Consider the following 24327-nt stretch of genomic DNA (forward strand, 5'->3'; position numbering starts at 1 on the left):
GAGCTGAGGGAACATATGTTTGATCTGACTGGAAAAACCGCACTGGTGACAGGTGCATCAGGGGGCATCGGTGCGGACATCGCACGGCAGTTGCACGCCGCAGGCGCCACCGTGGGCCTGTCTGGCACCCGCACAGAGCCACTGGAGGCCCTGCAGGCCGAGCTGGGCGAACGTGCCCATGTGCTGCCCTGCAACCTGAGCGACATGGCCGCGGTTGAGGCGCTGCCCAAGGCCGCGGTTGAGGCGATGGGCGCAGTCGATATTTTGGTCAACAACGCCGGCATCACCCGCGACAATCTTTTCATGCGCATGTCGGATGAGGAATGGGACAGCGTGCTGAACGTGAACCTGACCGCCACCTACAAACTGTGCAAAGGCGTGATGCGCGGCATGATGAAATCCCGCTGGGGTCGGATCATCAATATTTCCTCCATTGTGGGGGCCACAGGCAATCCCGGTCAGGCAAACTATGCCGCGTCCAAAGCGGGCATGGTCGGCATGTCAAAGTCACTGGCCTATGAAGTTGCCAGCCGTGGCATCACCGTGAATGCGGTGGCACCGGGGTTTATTCAGACGGCGATGACGGACAAGCTGACGGATGAGCAAAAGTCTGGAATCATGGCGCAAATTCCGGCGGGGCGGATGGGGACACCGGGCGAAATTGCCAGCGCGGTACTGTATCTGGCAAGCGAGGAAGCAGCCTATTTGACGGGCACAACCTTGCACGTCAACGGCGGCATGGCCATGTTGTAAAGCGCTTCGCTAAACATTTGCGCATGACGGCGCATGTGCTAAAGGGGGCGCAGAATCGAATTCGGGGGTTGCCGTCGGTGCCGCTGTTTTTGGTATTCGAAGGGACGAACCGCCCTAGTTTTGGGGCTCTTACCAATCGCCATGAGTGGGCGTGCGGACAGAAATTTAGGCCATAGGCCGAAAAACGTGAGGATTTATTATGAGCGACGTCGCAGACCGCGTGAAAAAGATCGTTGTAGAACACCTGGGTGTTGAAGAGGACAAAGTTGCCGAGAATGCGTCGTTCATCGACGATCTGGGCGCAGACAGCCTCGACACTGTTGAGCTGGTGATGGCTTTTGAAGAAGAGTTCGGCATCGAGATCCCTGATGACGCGGCTGAGAACATTCAGACTTTTGGCGATGCGGTGAAGTTCATCAATGATGCCTCCTAAGTCGGCAGGGGCCTAAGGCCCCGACCGCAGCAGATTTGAAACGGCGTTGTTCTGAGCGGAACAGCGCCGTTTCTGGTTTTCGGGGTTGCTCATTGCTGCCGCTCTTCGCAGTTTGGCGCAAAGACGCAAAGAATAGCGTGAGCATTGAGCATGTCCCGGACGATCCCCACGATCAACACATCCCGTTTGACCCTGCGCGCCATGCGCTCTGAAGACTTTCAGCGCTTTGCCGAGATCTGGGCGACGCCTGAAGTGGTGGCCCATGTCACCGGCAAGCCGCGCAGCAAGGCGTTGTCGTGGGACGCGTTCCTGCGCAACGCAGGGCATTGGCAAATCTCAGGCTTTGGGCAATGGGGTATCCAATTGCACGGCCAACGCCATATCGTGGGGCAGGCCGGATTTTTCTTCGGCTCACGCGGGCTGGGCGCGGATTTCGATCCCTATCCAGAGGCCGGATGGGTCATGGCCCCCGAGGCACAGGGGCAGGGGCTGGGGCTGAACGCTGTAGAGGCGGCGCATGATTGGTTCGACCGTGTGATCGCAGGCCCGACGGTCTGCATCATCACGCCGGACAACGCCCCATCGTTGCGCATTGCGCAATCGGTCGGATACCGCGCGATGCGGGAGGCGGAGATGGAAGGCGACAAGGTGGTTCTGATGGCCCGCAAGGGGCCACCAGTTTGATGGCGCTGCAACAACCTGATCCCTTGAAACCGCAGGGCTGCCCAAGGTATAGCGCAACAAAGCGAGAAGAGGGGCTTTGAGATGCGCAGAGTAGTCGTGACAGGTTTGGGTCTTGTGACACCATTGGCCGATGGCGTTGAGGAAAGCTGGAAGCGGATCCTGGATGGGCAATCTGGTGCGGGGCCGATCACGGGTTTTGACGCCAGCAATCTGGTCACGCAATACGCCTGCGAAGTGCCTTTGGGTGACGGCACGGACGGGACGTTTGATGCCGCCAAATACATGGCCCCCAAAGAGCAGCGCAAGGTGGATACGTTCATCCTGTTTGGTTTGGCAGCCGCACAGCAGGCGGTTGAGGATTCAGGCTGGATGCCTGAGGACAAAGAGGCGCTGGAACGCACGGGCGTGCTGATCGGCTCTGGCATTGGTGGGCTGAACTCCATCGCGAACACCACGCTAGTGATGAAAGAAAAAGGTCCCCGCCGGGTCAGCCCGTTCTTTGTGCCGGGGGCGCTGATCAACCTGATCTCAGGTCAGGTGTCGATCAAATACGGATTTAAAGGCCCGAACCATTCGGTCGTGACCGCCTGTTCCACAGGCGCCCATGCCATTGGCGATGCATCGCGTCTGATCCAGCATGGCGATGCGGATGTGATGGTCGCGGGCGGTGCGGAGGCTGCGATTTGTGAGATTGGCATTGCGGGTTTTAACGCCTGCAAGGCGCTGTCGACCAAACGCGGCGATGACCCCAAGAGCGCATCGCGCCCCTATGATGAGGACCGGGACGGTTTCGTGATGGGCGAAGGTGCGGGCATCGTGGTGCTGGAGGAATATGAGCACGCCAAGGCGCGCGGGGCCAAGATCTATGCCGAAGTGATTGGCTATGGCCTGTCGGGCGATGCCTATCACATCACTGCACCGTCTGAGGATGGGGAGGGCGGTGAACGCTCCATGCGCAACGCGCTGCGCAATGCGGGCAAAGAGCCCAAGGACATTGATTACATCAACGCCCATGGCACATCGACCATGGCCGACACCATTGAGCTGGGCGCGGTCGAGCGGATGATGGGCGAACACGCAGGCAAGGTGACGATGTCATCGACGAAGTCAGCGACAGGTCACCTTTGGGGCCGCGGGCGCGATTGAGGCGATTTTCTCCATCCTGGCGATCCGCGATCAGGTGGCACCGCCCACGATCAACCTGGAGAACCCAGCGGTTGAGACCGCGATTGATCTGGCCCCCAACAAGGCCGTGAAACGTGAGATCAACGTGGCCCTGAGCAACTCTTTTGGTTTTGGCGGTACGAACGCAAGCGTCCTTTTCGGGAAGGTATAACGCATGTGGCGGCATATTGCCTCAAACGCGGTGACATTTTTGGTCGTGGCGGTGTTTCTGCTCGGCGGTGTGATCCTGTGGGGGCAAAACGAATACAGTGCCCAAGGGCCGCTGGATACGGCGATTTGTTTGCAGGTGCAGCCCGGCTCTAACATGCGGCGGGTGTCAGAGGATTTGGCCGCGCAGGGGGCTGTCAGCTCCGCGTCTATTTTCCGCATCGGGGCCGATTACCAGGAAAAGGCCAGCCAGTTGAAGGCGGGCAGCTTTCTTGTGGAACCGGGTGCGTCGATGTCAGAGATTGTCGATGTTGTGACCCGTGGCGGGGCCAGCACTTGCGGGACAGAAGTGGTGTACCGCATCGGGGTGAACCGTTTGTCCGTGCAGGTGCGTGAGTTGGACCCTGCCACCAACCGCTTTGTCGAACGCGCGGAGTTCCAGCCTGCGTCCGAAGAGGTGCCAGCGGTCTACACTGAGACCAAAGCGCAAGCCGACACACGGTTCCGCATTGCTTTGGCCGAAGGCGTGACAAGCTGGCAGGTCATCGAAGCAATGAAAGGCATGGATGTGCTGGAGGGATCAGCCGGGGATGTGCCGCCTGAGGGGTCTTTGGCCCCCGACAGCTATGAAGTGCGCCCGGGCGATGACCGCGCCGCAGTGGTGGCCCGGATGCAGGCCGCGCAGGAAAACCTGGTGGCCGAGGCTTGGGCCGCGCGCGATCCGGAATTGCCGATTGAAACACCGGAGGATTTGATCACGCTGGCGTCGATCATCGAAAAAGAAACCGGTGTGGCAGAGGAACGGCGCCAGGTGTCGAGCGTGTTTGTGAACCGTTTGAACCAAGGCATGCGGCTGCAGACAGACCCTACGGTGATCTATGGGATCACACGGGGTGAAGGCGTTCTGGGGCGCGGGCTGAGGCGCTCTGAGCTGAGGGCGGAGACGCCGTGGAACACCTATGTAATCCCGGGATTGCCACCCACGCCTATTGCCAACCCGGGTCGTGCAAGCCTGATGGCCGCGGCACAGCCGGATGAGACGGATTATATCTTCTTTGTGGCGGACGGCACGGGGGGCCATGCCTTTGCCGTGACATTGGCTGAGCACAACCGGAACGTGGCGCGCTGGCGGCAGATTGAAGCGGAAACGCGCGGCGGCAAGCAACAGCGAAAGCGACTGATCAGGCACCCGGTTTTAGGGGGCTGCGCCTCTGTCCCCGCGGGGACAGGGGCTTTTTGCTGTGCCAATTCAGGCCTTTGACCCCTGCTTTAACGATCAATTAGGGATTGCCCACAGGCCCGCGGCGTTGGCCCCGTTGCGGGGTTTTGCAGGGGGGCGTGCGCGCGGCCTACCACGGCTTGAGCCGCCGGTGCCAAAGTGTTCCGGCAAGCTAGAAGGTGTGGGTGAGCGGCTTAGGGCAGGGACCCGGATAGCGCCTTTCATGCCTTGTTGGTCGGAGGGCCATACGGAAGGGTATGATCCACCATGACGGCAGAGACAGAAAACGAAGATGTGATGCGCGCAGAAGATCTTTTGCGCGCACTGCGGGAGGCTGCACTGGGGTTACGGCAAGAGATTGAAGCCCACGCCCGAGATGTGCGGGAAGACACGCATTTGAATGCGGCAGAGATAAAGCAGACCCTCAGTAAAATCAGAGGGTTAATGACTGAATTCGGCAAAGCGGAGAACTTCCTAAATGAGAGCACAAGCAAACGGGACGGTATCGCACCTGGGGTATGCCCTCGATCTGGACAGAGCCCGGGTTGAGATCGGGTGCAAATTGGATCGCTTGCGCCGATGCGGGCGTCCAAGAGCAATTCCTGAATGAGCTGAGCACAGAGGAGGTCATGGCGCTGCCCTATCTGTTTGAGTTCTGGGCCTTGCCGCATCAGTTGCCCCCGGAGGGGCTTGGCGGACCTGGATCGTGATGGGCGGACGCGGTGCGGGCAAGACGCGGGCGGGGGCGGAATGGGTGCGCAGCCTGGTCGAAGGTGCGCGGCCCCTGGATGCGGGACGGTGTCAGCGCGTGGCACTGGTAGGAGAGACGATTGATCAGGTGCGCGAGGTCATGATTTTTGGCGAAAGCGGGATTTTGGCCTGCTCGCCCGAGGACCGGCGGCCGCAGTGGGAGGCGGGGCGCAAGCGCTTGGTCTGGCCCAATGGGGCAGTGGCGAGCGTGCATACCGCCCAAGATCCAGAAGGCCTGCGCGGGCCGCAGTTTGATGCCGCTTGGGTTGATGAATACGGCTGTGCGGCGATTGACAAAGGGGCCAACCAGCCGAACAAATTTCTGGATGCCAAAAGCTCAGAAAGTCAGCTGCCTTATTTTTCAACCGGGGCGCGGGATGAGTTGATGCAGATGCAATATCTGCGTGCGATGTCGGCCTATTGGAAAGATCCCGCAAACAACCCGGTATCGACCGAATATGCGGGGCGCATGCTGGACATGAGCCGGGCCTATGTCTGGGCCTATGACATGCGGCCCTATCCGTTCTTTCCCAACAACCTGGAAAAATGGAGCGATGGCGAGAATTACACCCGCGGACACTGGATCAACGGGCGCACGGCGGGCCGGTCATTGGCGTCTGTCGTCGCTGAGGTTTGCCGCCGCGCTGGGCTGACAGCGTTCGATACTGATGGGCTTTACGGATATGTGCGCGGCTACGCGGTTGAGCAGGTCAGTGAGGCGCGCACAGCCTTGCAGCCCTTGATGATCCGTTACGGCTTTGACGCGATTGAGCGGGATGGCGTGTTGCGGTTTCGGATGCGGGACGGGCAGGCGGTGCAGACGCTGAGCCGGGACGACTTTGCGTTGAGCGCTGATCTGGATGGCACGGTAGAGCAAACCCGTGAGGCGGAGGCTGAGGTTTCGGGCAGGATGCGGTTGCGCTTTGTGCAGGCGGATGCTGATTTCGAAGTTATTTCGGAAGAAGCGGTCTTGGCCGATGAGGCCACCCACGGGGTCGCGGGGTCTGAGGTGAACTTGGTGCTGACCCGTGGTGAGGGCCGGCAGGTGGTGGAACGCTGGCTGACAGAGGCGCGCGTGTCTCGTGATGCGGTGCGGCTGGCTTTGCCGCCCTCGCAGCTGGATCTGGGGGCGGGCGACGTCTTTGAGTTGCCCGGCGACGGCGCTGAGCGCGCGGCCCGTTACCGTATCGACCGGGTGGAACGGACAGATGTCCAGGTGATCGAAGGCGTCAGGATTGAGCCGGAAGTATATGATGCGGCTGACATTTATGATGAAATCGTCACGGCCCGACCCTTTGTCGCCCCTACGCCGGTGTTGTCCTATTTCATGGATTTGCCGCTGCTGCGCGGGGATGAAGTGCCCCATGCGCCGCATCTAGCAGCCACCGCAGATCCTTGGCCAGGGTCGGTGGCCTTGTTTCAATCCAGCATCGATGCGGATTACCGGCTGAGCAAAGTGATCAGCGCCCGTGCGGTTGTAGGGGTCACCAGGACGCCTTTGGTCGCAGCCTGTTCTGGGGTGTATGATCGCGGTGCGGTGCTTGAGGTCACCTTGGTCAGCGGCACCCTGTCGAGCGTGACGCCAGAGGCGCTGTTGGCCGGTGCCAATACCGCTGCGATCGGCGATGGGAGCGCTGACCGCTGGGAGGTGTTTCAGTTTGAAAAGGCAGAGCTTGTGGGCCCCAAGACTTATTGGCTCAGCACTCGGTTGCGGGGGCAGGCGGGCAGTGATGCGCTTATGCCGGGGGTTTGGCCTGCTGGATCAGCCTTTGTGCTGCTGGACGGGGTGCCGGAGCAAATTGATCTAAGCCCCAACTTGCGGCGGGTGGCACAGAACTTTCGCATCGGTCCTGCAGGACGCGGTGTCGACGATCCCGCCTACCGGCATGAGGTGGTGGCGTTTGACGGCAACGGATTGCGCCCGTTAAGCCCGTGTCATCTGAAAGCTGTGCCAGACGGTGCGGGCGGTCACGTCCTAAGCTGGATCCGGCGGAGCCGCATTGACGGTGATGGCTGGGAAGCGGTGGATGTGCCTTTGGGTGAAGAGAGTGAGCTATACCGGGTTCAGGTTGTGCAAAATGGCCAGGTCCTGCGGGAGGAGACTGTTTCAGTGCCCAATTGGACCTATTCCGCCGCGATGCAGGCCGCAGACGGGCTGACGGTCGCATATTCCGTCTCCATCGCGCAGATCTCTGCCGCCTATGGGCCGGGTTTGGCGACCACGTTGCAGATCGCAGCCTGATCTGTGCGTTCGGTTCATCTGGGGGATGTTTTGGCGGTGGTGCGTGCCTTGAGAATGCTGCCGAGGTCAGACCGAACGGCGCAGTGCGGTGCATTCATCGCAGCCGCGGAATGCGCCAGCAGATATGCCGGGCGTTTGGGCAAACCTCACCCGACGCATGGGGACGGCACGCTGCGCGCCGTGGTGCGCGGCCAGCCAACACAGGCGTATCTTTCATTGGATGACCCAGAGGTCTGCCACTGTTTTGAGGTGGTGTTCTGCGTTCTACAGACCCGCCCACGCAGTCGGCTCATGTAAGTTGTGGTAACACATCACAAATACAAATATGGTGCATCACGGCTTTGCGTTTGGCAGATTGTTCCTACATGGAGTAAGGAAAGCCTGTGATAGGAGGGCGCTCATGGCCGAAATCAGCAGAAAAATTGCGTCTCTTGATCCTGTTTGGGATCAAATTCAGCGTGAAGCGCAGGATGCGGTGCAAGAAGAACCGCTGATCGGCGGTTTTGTGCATGCCTGTATTCTGCATCACAAATCCATCGAAAAGGCGCTGTCTTACCGGATCGCCGCCAAACTGGCCTCAAATGAGATGTCGATGGTCGTGGTGCGTGAGATGGTTGAAGAGGCCTATGCCCAGGATCCTGAGCTGGTAGAGGCCGCGCGCGCCGATCTGGTGGCGATTTATGAGCGGGACCCCGCCTGCCACCGGTTCTTGCAGCCGATCCTTTATTTCAAAGGATATCAGGCGGTGCAGGCCTACCGTGTGGCGCATCACCTTTGGGTGCGCGGGCAGCGTGACCTGGCCTATTTTGTCCAGATGCGCGTCAGTGAAATTTTCGGCGTCGACATCCACCCCGGCGCGACCTTGGGCAAGGGCATCATGATCGACCATGCCCATTCCATCGTCATTGGTGAGACAGCCGTGGTGGGCGACAATGTATCTATGCTGCATTCCGTCACTCTGGGCGGTACCGGCAAAGAGGAAGAAGACCGTCACCCCAAGATCGGTGACGGGGTTCTGATCGGCGCGGGCGCGAAGGTTTTGGGCAACATCAAGGTGGGCCATTGCAGCCGCATCGCAGCCGGTTCCGTGGTGCTGGAAGAAGTGCCGCCCTGCAAGACCGTCGCAGGCATTCCCGCCAAGATCGTGGGCGAGGCCGGATGCGAGCAGCCGTCGGTATCCATGAACCACATGCTGGGGCCTTGGGCCAAAGACTGACGGCTTGATAGAATAGAGTTTCTGCCCTGCAAGCGGGGCAGCGGTAAGGCCGATGGGGATCCCCCACCGGCCTTTCTTTTGCGTTACGCCAGCATGGTCATGGGCGCTTCGAGGTTGTCCTTGATCGCCGTCAGAAGCTGCGCGCCCAAGGCTCCGTCAATCACCCGGTGATCGACGCTGAGTGTTACAGACATCACCGTGGCCACGGCCAGATCGCCCTCGGCGTTGACCACAGGTTTCTTGACGCCAGCCCCTACAGCCAGGATCGCGCCATGGGGCGGGTTGATCACTGCATCGAAATTATCGATGCCGAACATGCCCAGGTTTGAGATCGCAAAGCTGCCGCCTTGGTATTCATGCGGCGCAAGCTTGCGGTCGCGGGCGCGGGTGGCGAGGTCTTTCATCTCGGACGACAGCGCCGAGAGGGACTTCATATCCGCGTCCTTGAGCACGGGGGTAAAGAGCCCCCCTTCGATGGCCACAGCCACTGCGACGTCGGAAGGTTTCAGCTTTAGCATCCGGTCACCGGCCCAGACGGCATTCGCCTCTGGCACCTGTTGCAGCGCCAGCGCGCAGGCTTTGATGATGAAATCATTCACCGACAGTTTTACGCCGCGCGGTTCTAGCTGTTTGTTCAGCTGAGACCGGAAGGCCAAGAGCGCATCAAGCTGGATGTCCCGGCGCAGATAGAAGTGCGGGATGCTCTGTTTCGCCTCTGTCAGGCGTGCGGCAATGGTTTTGCGCATCCCGTCGAGAGAGACCTCTTCGAAATCGCGGCCTTCGTACATTTTGAGGATCGTATCGGTGGATGGCCCGGCGGAAACGGCTGCGGCGACGGGTGCCGCTGCTGGCTTGGCCGCAGCGGGTGCGGCGGCTGCAGCGGGCGCATCCGTTTGGCTGAGCCCTTCAACATCCGCTTTCACGATGCGGCCATGCGGGCCGGAGCCTGTGATCTGTGCCAGATCCAGCCCCTTGTTCGCCGCAATGCGACGGGCGAGGGGGAGGCAAAAATGCGTTTGCCATCAGCACCTTGCGGTGCGGCGGGGGCAGGCGCAGAGGCGGCCGGGGCCGCTGCTGCTGGCGCTTCCTCAGACGCTGCGGGTGCAGGTGCTGCCGCAGCTGAGGCAGACGCGCTGGCGATGTCATCCGCACTTTCGCCGTCTTCCAAAAGCACCGCGATGGGCGCGTTCACTTTGACCCCTTCGGTGCCTTCGGCCACCAGGATCTTGCCCAGCACACCTTCGTCAACGGCTTCAAACTCCATCGTCGCCTTGTCGGTTTCGATCTCGCACATGATATCGCCGGAGGCGATGGTATCGCCTTCTTTGACCAGCCAACGGGCCAGGGTGCCTTCTTCCATCGTGGGCGAGAGGGCGGGCATGAGAATTTCTGTAGGCATCTGTCCGCTCCTTATTTGTAGGTGACTTTTTTCACAGCCGCGATCACCTCATCGGTGGTGACCAGCGCGTGTTTTTCCAGGTTCGCCGCATAGGGCATCGGCACATCCTTGCCCGTGCAGTTGATGACCGGCGCGTCGAGGTAATCAAAGGCCTCTTGCATCACCACAGAGGAGATGTAGTTGCCCACAGACCCCTGCGGCCAGCCTTCTTCCACCGTCACAAGACGGTTGGTTTTCATCACCGATTTGAGGATCGCTGGCGTGTCCATCGGACGCAGCGTGCGCAGGTCGATCACTTCGGCGCTGATGCCGTCTTCTGCAAGCTTTTCAGCGGCTTCCAAGGCGTATTGCATCCCGATGCCAAAGCTGACGATGGTCACATCATCGCCCTCGCGCCAGATGCGGGCCTTGCCGAAGGGCACGGTGTAATCCTCAACCTCTGGCACATCGAAAGTGCGGCCATAAAGGATCTCATTCTCCAAGAAGATCACCGGGTTCGGATCGCGGATCGCGGTTTTCATCAGACCTTTATAGTCAGAGGCCGAATAGGGCATCACCACCTTGAGGCCGGGCACCTGCATGTACCAGGCTGCATAGTCCTGAGAGTGCTGCGCGCCGACGCGCGCCGCCGCGCCATTGGGGCCACGGAACACCATAGGTGCGCCCATCTGACCGCCGGACATATAGAGCGTCTTGGCCGCAGAGTTGATAATGTGGTCAATGGCTTGCATGGCGAAGTTAAACGTCATGAACTCCACAATCGGCTTGAGGCCACCAAAGGCCGCACCAACGCCGATGCCGGCAAAGCCGTGCTCGGTGATGGGCGTGTCGATCACGCGTTTTGCGCCAAACTCGTCCAGCATGCCTTGGGTGATCTTATAGGCACCTTGGTATTCGGCCACCTCTTCACCCATGATAAAGACGTCTTCGTCTTTGCGCATCTCTTCGGCCATGCCGTCGCGCAGGGCCTCGCGCACGGTTTGCTGTTTCAGCGTCGTGCCTTCGGGCCAGTCTGGCGTTGTGTCGGTTTCAGGGGCCGCGGGCGCAGGCTCAGCTGCTGCAGCGGGGCCTCAGCGGCCGCTGGGGCAGGCGCGCTGTCGATCGCGGAGGCGTCTTCGCCTTCTTCAACCAGCACGGCGATGGGCGTGTTCACCTTCACCCCTTCGGTGCCTTCGGCCACCAGGATTTTGCCCACAATGCCTTCGTCCACGGCCTCAAACTCCATGGTGGCTTTGTCGGTTTCAATCTCGGCCATGATATCACCGGAGGAGACGGTATCGCCTTCCTTGACCAGCCATTTGGCCAGCGTGCCTTCTTCCATGGTGGGGGACAGGGCGGGCATGAGAATTTCTGTCGCCATTACACGGCCTCCTGCGGAATTTCTGTGGCGTAGATGTCGGTCCAAAGCTCCTCCAGCGCGGGCTCGGGGCTTTCTTTGGCGAAATCAGCGGATGCGTTCACGATGGCTTTGATTTCCTTGTCGATGGTTTTGAGGTCATCCTCAGTCGCGTGCTTGCCGGTCAGCAGCATGGAGCGGACCGCCTCAATGGGGTCACGCTCATCACGCATTTTCTGCACCTCTTCGCGGGTCCGGTATTTGGCCGGGTCCGACATGGAGTGGCCGCGGTAGCGGTAGGTTTTAACCTCAAGGATGTAGGGGCCTTTTCCAGAGCGGCAGTGCGCCACCGCCTTTTCGCCCGCTTCCTTTACGGCCAGCACATCCATGCCGTCGACCAATTCGCCGGGGATGCCAAAGGCCTCACCCCGGTGGAAAATATCGGGCGAGGATGTGGAGCGTTGCTGCGAGGTGCCCATCGCGTATTGATTGTTCTCAATCACAAAGACCACGGGCAGTTTCCACAAGGCGGCCATGTTAAAGGTCTCATAGACCTGGCCTTGGTTTGCCGCACCATCACCGAAGTAGGTAAAGGTGACGCGACCATTGTCTTTATACTTGTCCGCAAAGGCGAGGCCCGCGCCCAATGGCACCTGTGCAGCAACGATGCCGTGGCCGCCATAGAAATGCTTCTCTTTCGAGAACATGTGCATGGAACCGCCTTTACCTTTGGAATAGCCACCCTCGCGGCCCGTCAGCTCGGCCATCACCCCGTTGGGGTCCATGCCACAGGCCAACATGTGGCCGTGATCGCGATAAGATGTGATGCGCTTGTCGCCTTCTTCGGCCGCAGCCTCCAGCCCTACAACGACGGCTTCTTGTCCGATGTAGAGGTGGCAAAAACCACCGATCAATCCCATGCCGTAAAGCTGACCCGCCTTTTCTTCAAACCGCCGAATGAGCAGCATGTCTTTATAATAGGCCTTAAGCTCCTCTGCAGAGACATTAGGTTTCTTCGTGGTTTTCTTTGCCGCCATGGGCACATCCTCCGTCGTCACATCGTCGCCAGACAAGATAGTTTAGCGTTAAACTATCTCTTACCGGATCTGCGCACCAAAGGGTAGGGGCAATTAGAATCCGTCGCTGGCAAGCGGTTTAGCGGATAGATTTCGGGTTGAAATTGATCTGGATCAGGTGCCATGGCGGCTAGGTTATCGGCACGCATGAGGGGGCATAGAGCTGCGAAGCTGCATCCCATCCCACAAAGGGCAATGAAGTAGGGCGGCGGAGACCGGCAGATTACTGAATGACGATTTCGTCCGCGCGCACCATGCCCAAGACCTGGCGGGCCTGCTCATCCAACAGATCCAGATCCAGATAGTCATCAGACATCCGCTTGGTCAGGTTTTCCATTCGCGCCACGTCCGCCCGCACGGCGGCAAGCTGATCGCGCAAATGCTGACTTTCGGCCACGATCTCTGCGCGGCGGAAGAGGCCAAAGTCACCTTGGACAGCTGCAAAAGTGAAATAGATGCTGAGCGCGAATGCGATCGCAAAAAAGATCAACGTGCCAAATGCGGGCCGTGTGCTGCGGTTCATATCTGCCTCAGGTCGTCTCTTGGTGGACGTATCCTTGTTATGACACAGGCGATTCGCCCTGTGAATCCGCAAGCCAGGGCGGTATCGGGTTATTTGGGCAGACCCGTGTGTTTGGGCAACACTTTGTAAGACATGCGCAAAATGCCGCCGCTGATCGCCGCAAAAAGGGGCGCGTGTCGCCCCCTTCTGCGCGGCTGATGCTAGATGGCGCGTCCTTCCAAGGCGGCCACACCTGGCAGGGTTTTGCCTTCCATCCATTCCAGAAACGCGCCGCCCGCCGTAGAGATATAGGTGAACTGATCCGCCACCCCGGCCTTGTTCAAGGCCGCAACCGTATCGCCACCACCGGCCACGGAAATAAGCGCGCCTTCACGGGTCCGCAGGGCCGCAAACTGGGCAGCAGCAACAGTCGCGGTGTCAAAAGGCGCAATCTCAAACGCGCCCATCGGACCGTTCCAAATGAGCGTGCGCAGCCCTTCAAAGGCCGCGCGCAGGGCTTTGACGCTGTCAGGCCCGGCGTCAAGAACCATGTCATCCGCCGCCAGTGCGGCTTTGGGGTCCAGGCGTTTTACCTCATGCGGGGCACCGGCGGCGAATTCTTTGGCCACCAGACCATCCTCAGGGAGGATCACGCGACAGCCCGCTTTTTCGGCCTGTGCCAGAATATCCCGCGCAGTGTCATAGAAATCCGGCTCAGACAGGGAGGCACCCAAATCGGCACCAAGTGCGCCTAGAAATGTGTTGGCCATGCCGCCGCCAATCACCAAAGTGTCGAGCTTGTTTACAAGGTTTTCCAGCAAGGCAATCTTGGTCGATACCTTGGCGCCGCCCACAACGGCCCCCACAGGCCGCTCAGGCTTGGCAAGGGCAGCCTCCAAGGCGCTCAGCTCTGCCTGCATCAAGCGGCCGGCGCAGGATGGCATCTTGCGCGCGACCCCTTCGGTTGAGGCATGGGCGCGGTGGGCAGCTGAAAACGCATCGTTGCAATAGACATCACCCAAGGCCGCAAGGCGGCTGGCAAAGGCCGGATCATTGGCCTCTTCTCCGGGGTGAAAGCGGATGTTTTCCAAAAGCGTGACGGGGGCGTCGCTGCCGCCGGCTTCCGCCGCTTCCAACGTTTCGTAAAACCCCACCTCAAGGCCAAGCGCCTTGCTGAGCGAGGGCAGAAGCTGCGCAAGGCTCATGTCCGAGGCAACCTTGCCTTTGGGCCGTCCAAAGTGGGCAAGGAGCAGCGGCGCGCCGCCTTTGGCCAGAATGTCTTTGACCGTCGGCACAATCCGCTCAATCCGCGTGGCATCCGTGACCTGGCCGTTCTCCACCGGCACGTTAATATCCACACGCAGCAAAACCCGCTTGCCGTTCAGTGCAATGTCATCCAGCGATTTCCAGCCCATGCTCTGTCCCTTTCAAAGTGTTGGGGGTTGTTTTGCCTTTCTGACCCAAATGGTCAATGCGCGTGCTTGGCAATTCCAGCCAAGCCCCTAGGTAGGTGCGGAAAGAGTTAAAGGAGCACGGCATGGCCGAGATCAAAGACCCAGAAAACACGATCCTGATGGAGCTGAAGGGGGGCACCGTTACAATCGCGCTACTGCCTGATGTGGCACCCAAGCACGTTGAGCGGATGAAAGAGCTGGCCCGTGCGGGCAAATACGACAACGTCTGCTTTCACCGCGTGATCGACGGCTTCATGGCACAGACCGGCGATGTGGAGCACGGCAATATGGAAGACGGCTTTAACCTGCGCATGGCAGGCACGGGCGGGTCTGACCTGGGCAATGTGCCCGCCGAATTCTCCAAGGTGCCACATGCGCGTGGATCTTTGGGGGCTGCACGGTCCGCAAACCCGGATTCCGCCAACAGCCAGTTCTTTATCAACTTTAAAGACAATGACTTTCTCAACGGTCAATACACCGTCTACGGCCAGGTCATCGACGGGATGGAACATGTGGATGCGATCGTGCGCGGCGAGCCGCCTGCCGAGCCGGACCGCATGATCAGCGTGAAAGTGGCCTCTGATGCGTAAGGGGCTGGCAACCGCGAGCCTCTTCGCAACGCTCATCGGCAGTGCCGCCTTGGCGACCGGGTTGCAGATCGAAGTGGCGGGCGAGGCCAATGGCACCGTCACCATCGACCTTTTCGAAGATGTTGCCCCGCAGCACGTGGCGCGCATCACAACGCTTGCCGCCAATGGCGCCTATGACGGCGTTGTGTTTCACCGCGTGATCGAAGGCTTCATGGCGCAAACTGGTGATGTGGAGTTCGGTAAGGAAGGTGCTGACATGCGCCGTGCGGGGATGGGGGGCTCAGACATGCCTGATGTGCCCGCCGAATTCTCAGACATCCCTTTTGACAAAGGCGTCGTCGGCATGGCCCGCGCCCAGAACCCGAACTCCGCCAACAGCCAGTTTTTTATCATGTTTGCAGAAGGGTATTTTCTGAACGGTCAATACACCGTGGTGGGGCGCGTGACTGGAGGCCAAGAGGTGGTCGACAGCATCAAATTGGGCACCGGCGGCAATGGAGCCGTTGTGGGTGCGCCCGATATGATGAAGACGGTGACTGTGATCGACTGATTGCCGTTCCTTTGAACGCAGAAAAGAGCGCGCCTTCGGGGGCGCTCTTTTTCTTTGGGGGGAGAACTGCGCTTGCGTGGCTTTGGGAGGAGGGGTTGTTTTTGAGTTATAAGGGAAAGATGAAGCACGACCGGTGCGCTTCATCTTTCCCCTACAACTTAAATCTGTTGCCAGCACCAAACGCTAAGGGCAGCGTTTGAATGGGAGCTCTCAACCGATCTCACAAATGCAAAAGGCACCGCCCTGGGGGGCGATGCCTTGAGAATACATCGGGGCGCGGTTTAGCCCGCTGCGGGGTTCGCCTTGGCGGCCGGGGCAGATTTTGCGCCGGGGTTCAGCGGGTCGTCTTGACGCTGAACAGAGCCTTCGAAATGCGCGCCGCTTTCGATTGCGATGGTCTTGTGGATGATATCACCCTCAACCCGTGCGGTGGAGGTCAGGCGCACCTTCAGGCCGCGCACGCGGCCCACGATGCGGCCGTTGATCACAACATCGTCGGCGACCACTTCGCCTTTGATCGTCGCACTCTCGCCGATTGTCAGCAGATGCGCGCGAATGTCGCCTTCCACGGTGCCTTCTACCTGGATATCGCCGGTGGTCTTCATGTTGCCGGTCACATGCAGGTCAGCAGACAGCAGCGAGGCGGGTGGCTTCGCTTTTGGCGCGCTTGCCTTGAATTCACTCGGCGTGCTGGGCGCGCTGGGGGTCGGGGCAGGTGCCGCAGACGGGGCTTTGGCGCTGCTGTCGGCCTCTTTGCCGGGTGCGGGATCGTTGATTTTGCTTTTAGAAAACATCGTTAGCTGCCTTGATATAGATCATCGGGTTTACAGGTTTGCCCCCCACACGCACTTCGTAGTGTAGGTGCACGCCGGTTACTCGTCCAGACGCTCCCATATCACCGATTCCTCTGCCCGCGCGAGACCCTTTGGCCCACCTTCACACGCAGTTTTGACAGATGCGCGTATCGCGTTTCGATGCCGAATTCATGCTGGATTTTGACCAACCTACCATATCCTGATTGCCAGCCGGAATGGGTCACAACACCGTCCGCCGTGGCATAGAGCGGTGTGCCCAGACCAGCGGCGAAATCTACGCCGGAATGCATGCGGCGGCCGCCGGTTTTTGGATCACGCCGGAAGCCAAAGCCAGAGGTGAAGCGGAAAGCGTTTTTCACCGGGTTCGCAAACGGCGCTTTTTGGGCGGCGATACGGTAGAGGTTCAACTGATCCATCTGGTTGAGAAGGCGGTTGGCCCGCAGGGTGTCGGGGGAGGGGCTTCACCGCGTGTGGTGAAAGACAGCGGCGCCATCGGGCCGCCTTGGCCGGAATAGCCGCGGCGCACGGATTCAATGATCCGGTCAGGCGGCATGCCTGCGTCGCGGAACATTTTGTCCAAAGGCGCGACAGAGACGGTCATGGCTTCTTCCAACTGGCGGAAGATGGCATCGTTTTGGTCGCGCATGAGCGAGATTTCATGTTCCAACCGGTCCGCTTCGAGCAATGCTTCTTGCGCGTCGGCGATGACCTGATCGCGTTCTTTTGCTGTGCGCTCAAGCGCTTGGGCGAGGAAGTCAATGGGGGCTGCGGTGCTTGCTGTTTGCACGGCGGGGCCATTGCCCTCTTGCAGATCGCCTTGCAGGCTAGCCAATTGCTGGCGCGCCTCTTCGCGTTCGCCCATCGCGGTGCGCAGGGTGTTTTGAATGACGTCGATGCCGGTCTCAAGCTCACGTCGGCGGGTCTCAGAGGCCAGCAGTTCTGATTGCATGACCGAGATTTGGGCGAGGGCCGCGTTAAAGCGTTGCTGTGCTGCCAGTGCTTCTTCGGCGCGGGAATCGCGTTGTGCGGACAGGTCGTTCAGGCGGGCCTGATAGGTGCGCTGGTCGCGCTTGGCTTGTTCGCGAAAGTTGCCCGACCCGATGCTGTCCATCAAAATCACGGCTGTTGCGATGATGGCCCAGGCGACAACCATAGCGCTGCCCGCAAAGGCAATCAGCTGGGTGCCGGGGCGCAGACGGATAAAACGGGTATCCTGATCGGATTTAAGAAAGACGCGGCGTTCAGGGAAATGACGCTCCAAGATGGCATGGATGTGAATTGCGAGCCTGGTGCGCACTGTGTCTCTTCCCTTTATCCGTCCCTCAACCCTGCGCCTGTTTCCGGCACATTGGTCATGGTTCCTTACCGAAGCGGGCGGTAACGGGCAAGTGGGTTGGCCGCAGAGCCTTGTGGACGGCGGCAGAAAGGCGCGGATTGGCAAAAATCCGCCGATAAACAAGAGCTTGTGTAGTGTGGTTCACGCTACACCAATGGGGCGAGTGTTTGGGCCATCACGCACCAAGGTCAGACGTCAGGGCGATGGGTGATGACGGTAAAACCTTCCTCCGGTTGAGGGGGGCGGAAGTGTTTTAGCACTTTGTAGAACTGGTCTTCTGTGGCGGCAAAGGGGTGATCGCCTGCGGCATTGCGCGCGTGCAGGTGGGCCAGGCAAACCGCGTCGGGGACATCCAGGACATGCAATTGATGCGCGGCACCCGCTTGGGTGAAAAGGCCCCGCATCCAGGCGCGGCTTTCTTTTGTGTTGGCCTCCCCATCATAAACCACGCTGACACCGGCAGTGAGCAGTGAGACGATATGCGGCCCAAGTGCGGCTTTGAGCCTGGCTGAGCAGCGGACGAAATCCTGCAGGCTGGCCATCTCTTCCCCGAAAAGCGCGGAAAGCCAGGCGTCTTCGGACAGGATGACGGTTTGCGGGGCGGCACCAAGCTCTTGCGCCAGGGTCGATTTGCCGGCCCCGATTTTGCCGCAGATCATGTGAAGCGTTGCTGTCATCCTAAGGGCCTTTTGCACAGGGCGATGCGGGGACCACGCGTGGTTTATTGCGCCGCGAGGGGCCAGTAGAAATCAGGTGGTATGCCTGCATCCGCGCGTTTTTCTTCGTTAAAGGGTGGCTTTAGCGCGCCGTGGAAGTATTTGCGCACCAACCCATGAAAGGTCTCTTTTGGGTCAAGCTCATGCCGGCCGCACAGGAAATGGAACCATTTGCTGCCGTAAGCCACATGGGCCACTTCTTCGGCATAGATCGTCTCAAGGGCGGCAACAGCGCTGTCGGCCTTGGCTTGCTGAAAGATCTTGATCATGCCGGGGGTGACATCAAGCCCGCGTGCCTCAAGCACCATAGGCACCACCGCCAGCCGTCCCATCAGATCATCCACCGTGTCTTCTGCGGCGCGCCACATGCCGGCGTGGGCGGGCAGGGCACCGTAAAAACTGCCCAACTCTTCCAGACAATCGCACATCAGGTTGAAGTGTTTTGATTCCTCGTCCGCCGCCTTGACCCAATCGTCGTAGAACCCCATCGGCATCGGGGTATCCGTGTAGCGCGCGATCACATCCCAATGCAGGTCGACCGCGTTCAACTCAATATGCGCCACCGCGTGCAACAAGGCGATGCGCCCGGCGGGTGAACCGGGTTTGCGGTGTGGCACGTCTCGGGGGCTCAGCAGCTCAGGCGCGGCGGGGCGTGCGGGATGCAGCGGCGGCTGGGCGGTGCCGATCTCAGGCCGGTCACCGGCCTCGCGCGCGGCTTGCCATTCGGCAGCAAAGCGGCGCGAGAGGGCGGTTTTTCCCGGCCATCTGCACAGCGCAGAACGGCCTCCGCCATTTCCGCCAGCGGGATCACAGGGCGCGCACCGCGTCCAGCACCGCATCCACATGACCCGGCACTTTCACTTTGCGCCAGATCTGGGCAATCTTGCCATCCGCGCCGATCAGATATGTGGCGCGTTCGATGCCCATGGATTTCTTGCCGTACATGTTCTTTTCGACCCAGACGCCATAGGCCTCTGTCACGCTGCCCTCTTCGTCAGACAACAGCGGCACGGTCAGATCATGCTTGGCGGTGAATTTGTCGTGCTTGGCCATGGTATCGCGGGAGATGCCAAAGACTTTGGCGCCAGCGGCTTCAAAGTCGCTGAGGCTTTCGGAGAAACCGATGCTTTCTTTCGTGCACCCCGGCGTGTCATCGCGCGGATAGAAAAACAGCACCACAGGCGCGCCAGTCAGCGTGCTGAGGGTTACATCACCGCCGCCGGTCACGGGCAGGGTAAAGTCTGGTGCGGTATCAGAGATTTCGGGCATGGTTCACGTCTCTTTCACTTGGAAGGTCACAGATGCGCTGACATACTAGGCCGAAATTGGCGGGGGCCAAGCCCGCCGCAGCAGCAGGATCAGCATGAGCGACGCGCAGGCCGCTACAGCATCGCCGGGCGGAGGACAACCGCCCCGCGACCCGCGCAAGCGGTGGTCGCGCGCAGTGGCTTGGATGCTGAACGCGTGTTTGGCGGCTGTGATGGTGGCAGTCTTGGCACTGGGCGCCTTGGCGCTTTATCTCAAAAACGAAACACTGACCGCGCCAGAGTGGGTCAAAACGCGGATTGAGGACCGTCTTGCCAAAGGGTTGCCAGAGGCGCGGGTTCAGTTCGGCTCTGTTGCGGTGTTGATGGGCGACAGTTGGACACCGCGTCTGCAGTTGCGGGATGTGTCGGTCAGACAGGCCCAGGGCGGTGAACTGGTGCATGCCAATGAGGTTGAGGCAAGTTTCGCCGCCGGCCCCCTTTGGGACGGCCAGCTTCAGCCGCGCCGGATTGCCCTGTCGGGGATCGTGGCAGAGCTGAAGCGCAGCGCAGATGGCAGCGTCTCGCTCAAAGCGGGGGGGCGTTGTCGTCAGAACGGCAGGCGGCCACGATGGGCGCGCTTATCGCGCAGATTGATGAGATTTTGCTCTCGCCCTCCTTTGAGGCTCTGACGGAGATTGACGTGCGCGCGCTGACGCTGCGCTACGAAGATGCGGTGTCTGAACGGGCCTGGACCGCCGATGGCGGCCGCTTGCGGCTGTCGCGGGATGGCACGGACCTGACGTTGGGGGCGGATCTGGCGCTGCTGAGCGGTGGCGCAGGTGTGGCCACGGTTGCGGCCAGCTACACCAGTCAGATCGGAGAAATTGCCGCCGGTTTTGGCGTGCAGTTCGAAGACGTCGCTGCCGAAGACATTGCCGCCCAAGGCCCGGCGTTCGCCTGGTTGGGGGTTTTGCAGGCGGGCATTTCAGGTTCCGTGCGCTCCGGTCTGGATGCGACGGGCCGGTTGGAGCCCCTGGCCGCCACCTTGCAAATTGGTGCAGGCGTTGTGCAGCCTGATGCCTCTGCGCTGCCGGTCCCGTTTGAAGGGCTGCGCAGCTATTTCAGTTATGACCCGGATGCGCGGGTTTTGACGTTTGATGAGCTGTCGGTGGACAGCAAGTGGATCAGCGGTGTTGCCGTCGGCACCGCAAGCTTGGGCGTGGACCCCGACACTGGGCAGCTTCAGGATCTGGTGGCGCAAATCGCGCTGAGCGATCTTCGCGCAAACCCAAACGGGCTTTATGAAACGCCCATCCAGATTGCCGGGGCTGAAGCTGATTTTCGCCTCGCTCTTGATCCTTTCCGTCTGACCATCGGGCGCGCGCAGATCTCAGAAGGTGATCAGATGCTGTCACTGGATGGGGCCGTCACGGTGGGCCAAGACGGCTGGCATGTGGCCTTGAACGGTGGTCTGGATGTGCTGACGCCGCAAAGATTGCTGGAGCTTTGGCCCGAAAACGCGGTGGTCAGGATCCGCGATTGGATCCGCGACAACATTCTTGCCGCTGACGTCAGCAATCTGGATGTGGCGTTTCGTTCCGTTCCGGGCAGCGCGCCCAACACCTATGTGGCCTTTGATTACGCAGATGCCGACGTGCGTTATTCCAAGACTTTGCCACCCGTCATGGGCGGCAGCGGCCATTTCAGCATTGATGACGGGCGCATGGTCGTCTCCGTCGATGGCGGCACCATTACCCCACCCCAAGGCGGGGCGATTTCGGTTGCGGGTTCTTCGTTCATCATCCCAGATATCGGAGCAACGGAGGGCACCCCATCGGTTGTGCGTGTCGCGGCACGCTCCAGCATTGAGGCGACGCTGTCCTTGCTCAACATCCCGCCGTTGGCTGCGATGGACAAATCCCGGCTGCCGGTTGCCCTTGCGGACGGGCGTTCTGATGTGACCGCGACACTGGCGCTAAGCCTCAAGCGGGGGACGCGGCCAAAGGTGCAATTCCACGCCGATGGGGTCTTTGAGGATGTCCGCTCAGACGTGTTGGTGCCCAACCGGACGCTGCAAGCCACAAATCTGCGCGTTTTTGCTGATAACGCCGGGCTGCGCATTGCGGGGCGGGGCAGTTTGGACGGCGTGGCCTTTGATGGATCGTTCCAGCAACCGATTGGCGCAGGCGCCGGGCCGGGTGTGGTCCGGGCAAGTCTGCCTCTGACCGATGGCGGATTACGGACTTTTGGCGTCAACTTGCCTCAGGGCAGCGTCTCGGGGCAGGGCACAGCGCAGTTCGAAGCGGTCTTGGCGCGCGGTGCACCGCCTCAGTTCGAGATCACCTCAGATCTGGCGGGCGTCGGGGTGTCGATCCCGCCGCTGAACTGGCGCAAACCGGCCCAACAAGAAGGCCGCGTGCGGGTGGCCGGGCAATTTGGAACTGAGATGGCGGTTGATGTGCTTGAATTATCCGCCGCCGGACTGCGCGCCGAAGGCAGCATCGCCTTTGCCGACGGGGCCGCGTTGGAGCGGGTCCGCCTGGACCGGCTGGATGTGGGCAATTGGCTGAACGCGCCGGTTGATCTGGTCTCACGCGGGGTGGGACGCCCGATGCGGGTGGTGCTGCGCGGTGGTGCCCTGGACCTGCGTCAGGCGGATTTCGGCGGTGGTGACGGCACCGGTGACGGTGTCCCGCTTGAGGTGGCGCTGGACCGGCTGCAGATCAGCGACACCATCGCGCTGACCAACATGCGCGGCTCATTTGGGACCAGAGGCGGGTTGGACGGCACCTTTGAGGCGCTCCTGAACGGCACTGCCCCCGTCGCGGGCACGATCATCCCGCAAAACGGGCGCAGTGCTGTGCGCTTGCGCTCTGACGATGCCGGTGCGGTGCTGCGGGCCGCAGGGCTGTTGCGTCAGGTGCAAGGAGGGGCGTTGCAGCTGTTGTTGTTGCCGGTGGGATCAGGCGGCGCCTTTGACGGGCGTTTGTCGATCACGGGCCCGCGCGTGCGGGATGCGCCGGGCATTGCGGCGCTGCTGAATGCAGTATCTGTGGTGGGGCTGATCAATGAGTTGAACGGCGACGGCATCTATTTTGAGGATGTTGAGGCATCGTTCCGCCTGACCCCCAACCAATTAACCCTGACCGAGGCCAGTGCGGTGGGGGCGTCGATGGGGCTGTCGATGGATGGCACCTATCTGTTGGACAGCCGACAGCTCGACATGCAGGGCGTGGTCAGCCCGGTCTATTTGCTCAACGGGATCGGTTCCATCCTAACCCGGCGCGGCGAGGGGTTGATTGGCTTTAACTACGCGCTCAACGGGTCAGCGCAGGCACCGCAAGTGTCGGTCAATCCGCTCTCAGCACTGACACCTGCCATGTTCCGCGAAATTTTCCGCGCCCCACCACCTGAGCTCCCAGCGGTTGATGGGGTCACCGAAAGCACCTTGCCCGCGCCAGAGCCGCAGGTGCAGCGACCGATTGAGCGACCCGAAGGGCGCTAGCTGCCCAAGCATTGGGCAAAGTCAGACAATATCATGGCCCGTTGCCGAAACCTGTGCGACCGGCTTGCGGTATGGCGCGGGTTTGCTTAGACGCCCGCCCCATGAAGCTCTCGGATTTTGATTTTGACCTGCCCGAAGAATTGATCGCGACCCGCCCTGCGGTGCCGCGGTCCTCTGCACGGCTGTTGGTGGCGGATGCAGAGGTTTTGCACGACGCGCAGGTGACAGATCTGGTCCATTGGCTGCAACCCGGAGACCGTCTGGTGCTGAACGACACCCGCGTGATCCCCGCGCGGCTTTTTGGCACCCGCACCCGCGCCAGCGCGCAAGGACCTGCGGTGGCCAAGATTGAGACAACCCTGCTGGAGCCAAACGGCGATGGCACCTGGGCTGCGTTGATCAAACCGCTGCGCAAGCTGAAGGTGGGGGAAACCGTTGTCTTCAGCGACGATCTTTCCGCCAGTCTGATCCGCATCGAAGACGGGCAGGGGCATCTGGCGTTCAACTGTGAGGACGATGATTTTGACGCGGCGTTGAATGCCGCCGGTGCCATGCCATTGCCGCCCTATATTGCCGCCAAACGGGCGGCAGATCAGCGTGACAAGACCGACTATCAAACCGTCTGGGCCAAAACATCCGGTGCCGTTGCCGCCCCCACAGCATCGCTGCATTTCGATGCGCCCCTGCTGGAGGCGCTGCGCGCGCGCGGTGTCGCGTTCACCTATGTGACGCTGCATGTAGGGGCTGGCACCTTCTTGCCCGTCAAGGTCGACGATATCTCTGAGCATAAGATGCACGCCGAATGGGGGCTGGTCAGCGAAACCGCAGCCGACGAGATCCGTCAGACCAAGGCGGCAGGCGGGCGGGTGATCCCGGTGGGCACCACAGCGCTGCGCCTGATTGAGACCGCAGGCCGCGCAGGCCAGATCGTGGCCTGGGAAGGGGATACGGACATCTTCATCACACCCGGTTTCTCCTTTCAGGTGGCAGACGCGTTGATGACAAATTTCCATCTGCCCAAGTCGACGCTGATGATGTTGGTGTCTGCGCTTATGGGGGCCGATGAAATCAAGCGGATTTACGCCCATGCCATCGCTGAGAAATACCGGTTTTTTCATACGGCGACGCGTCTTTGCTGATCCCGAAACCAAACTGATACCAAAACACTGTAG

Annotated in this window: 17 protein-coding genes and 7 pseudogenes; 14 read left to right on the top strand and 10 right to left on the bottom strand. The window is 60.5% G+C overall.

Annotated features, from left to right (window positions below; translation table 11 throughout):
• Positions 1–15 precede the first annotated feature (15 nt).
• The 9 genes and pseudogenes from fabG (at position 16) to cysE (ending at position 8629) form a co-directional block, all read left to right on the top strand.
• Positions 16–753: a 3-oxoacyl-[acyl-carrier-protein] reductase gene (gene fabG, locus ACZ1HM_RS09740; RefSeq protein WP_472742608.1), complete on the top strand. Its 738-nt coding sequence runs from the start codon at positions 16–18 to the stop codon at positions 751–753.
• Positions 754–952: 199 nt separating this feature from the next.
• Positions 953–1186 carry an acyl carrier protein gene (locus ACZ1HM_RS09745; RefSeq protein WP_472742609.1) on the top strand — a complete coding sequence of 78 codons (234 nt, stop codon included), beginning with the start codon at positions 953–955 and terminating at the stop codon, positions 1184–1186.
• A gap of 150 nt (positions 1187–1336) precedes the next feature.
• Positions 1337–1870 (top strand): GNAT family N-acetyltransferase, encoded by a 534-nt coding sequence (locus ACZ1HM_RS09750; RefSeq protein WP_472742610.1) that lies wholly within the window; start codon positions 1337–1339, stop codon positions 1868–1870.
• An 81-nt stretch (positions 1871–1951) separates the two neighbouring features.
• A pseudogene (gene fabF / locus ACZ1HM_RS09755) lies at positions 1952–3206 on the top strand (beta-ketoacyl-ACP synthase II).
• 3 nt (positions 3207–3209) lie between these two features.
• Positions 3210–4463 (top strand): endolytic transglycosylase MltG, encoded by a 1254-nt coding sequence (gene mltG / locus ACZ1HM_RS09760; RefSeq protein ID WP_472742611.1) that lies wholly within the window; start codon positions 3210–3212, stop codon positions 4461–4463.
• Positions 4464–4966: 503 nt separating this feature from the next.
• On the top strand, positions 4967–5131 hold the full coding sequence (locus ACZ1HM_RS09765) for a hypothetical protein (protein ID WP_472742612.1): 165 nt from the start codon (positions 4967–4969) through the stop codon (positions 5129–5131).
• 56 nt (positions 5132–5187) lie between these two features.
• Positions 5188–7413, top strand: a pseudogene (locus tag ACZ1HM_RS09770) (phage tail protein); the annotation flags it as partial.
• Positions 7414–7416: 3 nt separating this feature from the next.
• Entirely contained in the window at positions 7417–7710 is a 294-nt protein-coding gene (locus ACZ1HM_RS09775; protein WP_472742613.1) for a DUF7742 family protein, read from the top strand.
• A 103-nt stretch (positions 7711–7813) separates the two neighbouring features.
• Complete coding sequence (gene cysE / locus ACZ1HM_RS09780) at positions 7814–8629, top strand: serine O-acetyltransferase (RefSeq protein ID WP_472742614.1); 816 nt, start codon at positions 7814–7816, stop codon at positions 8627–8629.
• A gap of 83 nt (positions 8630–8712) precedes the next feature.
• On the opposite strand, the pseudogene ACZ1HM_RS09785 reads toward cysE, so the two are convergent.
• The 5 genes and pseudogenes from ACZ1HM_RS09785 to ACZ1HM_RS09805 all read right to left on the bottom strand — a co-directional run bounded on the left by ACZ1HM_RS09785 (position 8713) and on the right by ACZ1HM_RS09805 (position 14357).
• Positions 8713–10028 (bottom strand): annotated as a pseudogene (locus ACZ1HM_RS09785) (pyruvate dehydrogenase complex dihydrolipoamide acetyltransferase).
• A gap of 11 nt (positions 10029–10039) precedes the next feature.
• Positions 10040–11388, bottom strand: a pseudogene (locus tag ACZ1HM_RS09790) (pyruvate dehydrogenase complex E1 component subunit beta).
• Positions 11388–12401, bottom strand: a complete 1014-nt coding sequence (pdhA, locus tag ACZ1HM_RS09795) for a pyruvate dehydrogenase (acetyl-transferring) E1 component subunit alpha (protein ID WP_472742615.1) — start codon at positions 12399–12401, stop codon at positions 11388–11390. The pseudogene ACZ1HM_RS09790 and the gene pdhA overlap by 1 nt, the downstream one beginning before the upstream one ends.
• 262 nt (positions 12402–12663) lie before the next feature.
• A complete protein-coding gene (locus ACZ1HM_RS09800) occupies positions 12664–12963 on the bottom strand; it encodes an FtsB family cell division protein (RefSeq protein WP_472742616.1) in 300 nt (99 codons plus the stop codon).
• A 200-nt stretch (positions 12964–13163) separates the two neighbouring features.
• A complete protein-coding gene (locus tag ACZ1HM_RS09805; RefSeq protein WP_472742617.1) occupies positions 13164–14357 on the bottom strand; it encodes a phosphoglycerate kinase in 1194 nt (397 codons plus the stop codon).
• A gap of 122 nt (positions 14358–14479) precedes the next feature.
• Here ACZ1HM_RS09805 and ACZ1HM_RS09810 point away from each other — a divergent pair, with 122 nt between their 5' ends.
• Both ACZ1HM_RS09810 and ACZ1HM_RS09815 read left to right on the top strand, forming a co-directional pair.
• Positions 14480–14986, top strand: a complete 507-nt coding sequence (locus tag ACZ1HM_RS09810; protein ID WP_472742618.1) for a peptidylprolyl isomerase — start codon at positions 14480–14482, stop codon at positions 14984–14986.
• Positions 14979–15536, top strand: a complete 558-nt coding sequence (locus ACZ1HM_RS09815) for a peptidylprolyl isomerase (RefSeq protein WP_472742619.1) — start codon at positions 14979–14981, stop codon at positions 15534–15536. The genes ACZ1HM_RS09810 and ACZ1HM_RS09815 overlap by 8 nt, the downstream gene beginning before the upstream one ends.
• Positions 15537–15817: 281 nt before the next feature.
• Here ACZ1HM_RS09815 and ACZ1HM_RS09820 read toward each other — a convergent pair whose 3' ends face one another.
• The 5 genes and pseudogenes from ACZ1HM_RS09820 to ACZ1HM_RS09840 form a co-directional block, all read right to left on the bottom strand.
• Positions 15818–16330 (bottom strand): bactofilin family protein, encoded by a 513-nt coding sequence (locus tag ACZ1HM_RS09820; RefSeq protein ID WP_472742620.1) that lies wholly within the window; start codon positions 16328–16330, stop codon positions 15818–15820.
• Positions 16320–17648, bottom strand: a pseudogene (locus tag ACZ1HM_RS09825) (DUF5930 domain-containing protein). The gene ACZ1HM_RS09820 and the pseudogene ACZ1HM_RS09825 overlap by 11 nt, the downstream one beginning before the upstream one ends.
• Positions 17649–17875: 227 nt before the next feature.
• Positions 17876–18364, bottom strand: coding sequence for a P-loop nucleotide/nucleoside kinase family protein (locus ACZ1HM_RS09830; protein WP_472742621.1), 489 nt, complete (start codon positions 18362–18364; stop codon positions 17876–17878).
• 44 nt (positions 18365–18408) lie between these two features.
• Positions 18409–19214 (bottom strand): annotated as a pseudogene (locus ACZ1HM_RS09835) (ferritin-like domain-containing protein).
• Positions 19211–19672: a peroxiredoxin gene (locus tag ACZ1HM_RS09840; protein ID WP_472742622.1), complete on the bottom strand. Its 462-nt coding sequence runs from the start codon at positions 19670–19672 to the stop codon at positions 19211–19213. The pseudogene ACZ1HM_RS09835 and the gene ACZ1HM_RS09840 overlap by 4 nt, the downstream one beginning before the upstream one ends.
• Before the next feature lie 94 nt (positions 19673–19766).
• On the opposite strand from ACZ1HM_RS09840, the gene ACZ1HM_RS09845 reads away from it, so the two are divergent.
• From ACZ1HM_RS09845 to queA, 3 genes and pseudogenes are all read left to right on the top strand, one after another.
• On the top strand, positions 19767–20339 hold the full coding sequence (locus ACZ1HM_RS09845; protein ID WP_472742623.1) for a hypothetical protein: 573 nt from the start codon (positions 19767–19769) through the stop codon (positions 20337–20339).
• Entirely contained in the window at positions 20279–23155 is a 2877-nt protein-coding gene (locus ACZ1HM_RS09850) for a YhdP family protein (protein WP_472742624.1), read from the top strand. Before ACZ1HM_RS09845 ends, ACZ1HM_RS09850 begins: the two co-directional genes overlap by 61 nt.
• A 101-nt stretch (positions 23156–23256) precedes the next feature.
• Positions 23257–24311, top strand: a pseudogene (gene queA, locus ACZ1HM_RS09855) (tRNA preQ1(34) S-adenosylmethionine ribosyltransferase-isomerase QueA).
• Positions 24312–24327: the final 16 nt, after the last annotated feature.

Source organism: Sulfitobacter sp. GN1-4 (assembly GCF_055693825.1).

Excerpts from the sequence above, each read along its gene's own strand:
- fabG (WP_472742608.1), top strand. The coding sequence starts at position 16 with ATGTTTGATCTGACTGGAAAAACCGCACTGGTGACAGGTGCATCAGGG.
- ACZ1HM_RS09745 (WP_472742609.1), top strand. The coding sequence starts at position 953 with ATGAGCGACGTCGCAGACCGCGTGAAAAAGATCGTTGTAGAACACCTG.
- ACZ1HM_RS09750 (WP_472742610.1), top strand. The coding sequence starts at position 1,337 with ATGTCCCGGACGATCCCCACGATCAACACATCCCGTTTGACCCTGCGC.
- mltG (WP_472742611.1), top strand. The coding sequence starts at position 3,210 with ATGTGGCGGCATATTGCCTCAAACGCGGTGACATTTTTGGTCGTGGCG.
- cysE (WP_472742614.1), top strand. The coding sequence starts at position 7,814 with ATGGCCGAAATCAGCAGAAAAATTGCGTCTCTTGATCCTGTTTGGGAT.
- pdhA (WP_472742615.1), bottom strand. The coding sequence starts at position 12,401 with ATGGCGGCAAAGAAAACCACGAAGAAACCTAATGTCTCTGCAGAGGAG.
- ACZ1HM_RS09800 (WP_472742616.1), bottom strand. The coding sequence starts at position 12,963 with ATGAACCGCAGCACACGGCCCGCATTTGGCACGTTGATCTTTTTTGCG.
- ACZ1HM_RS09805 (WP_472742617.1), bottom strand. The coding sequence starts at position 14,357 with ATGGGCTGGAAATCGCTGGATGACATTGCACTGAACGGCAAGCGGGTT.
- ACZ1HM_RS09810 (WP_472742618.1), top strand. The coding sequence starts at position 14,480 with ATGGCCGAGATCAAAGACCCAGAAAACACGATCCTGATGGAGCTGAAG.
- ACZ1HM_RS09815 (WP_472742619.1), top strand. The coding sequence starts at position 14,979 with ATGCGTAAGGGGCTGGCAACCGCGAGCCTCTTCGCAACGCTCATCGGC.
- ACZ1HM_RS09820 (WP_472742620.1), bottom strand. The coding sequence starts at position 16,330 with ATGTTTTCTAAAAGCAAAATCAACGATCCCGCACCCGGCAAAGAGGCC.
- ACZ1HM_RS09830 (WP_472742621.1), bottom strand. The coding sequence starts at position 18,364 with ATGACAGCAACGCTTCACATGATCTGCGGCAAAATCGGGGCCGGCAAA.
- ACZ1HM_RS09840 (WP_472742622.1), bottom strand. The coding sequence starts at position 19,672 with ATGCCCGAAATCTCTGATACCGCACCAGACTTTACCCTGCCCGTGACC.
- ACZ1HM_RS09845 (WP_472742623.1), top strand. The coding sequence starts at position 19,767 with ATGAGCGACGCGCAGGCCGCTACAGCATCGCCGGGCGGAGGACAACCG.
- ACZ1HM_RS09850 (WP_472742624.1), top strand. The coding sequence starts at position 20,279 with ATGGGCGCGCTTATCGCGCAGATTGATGAGATTTTGCTCTCGCCCTCC.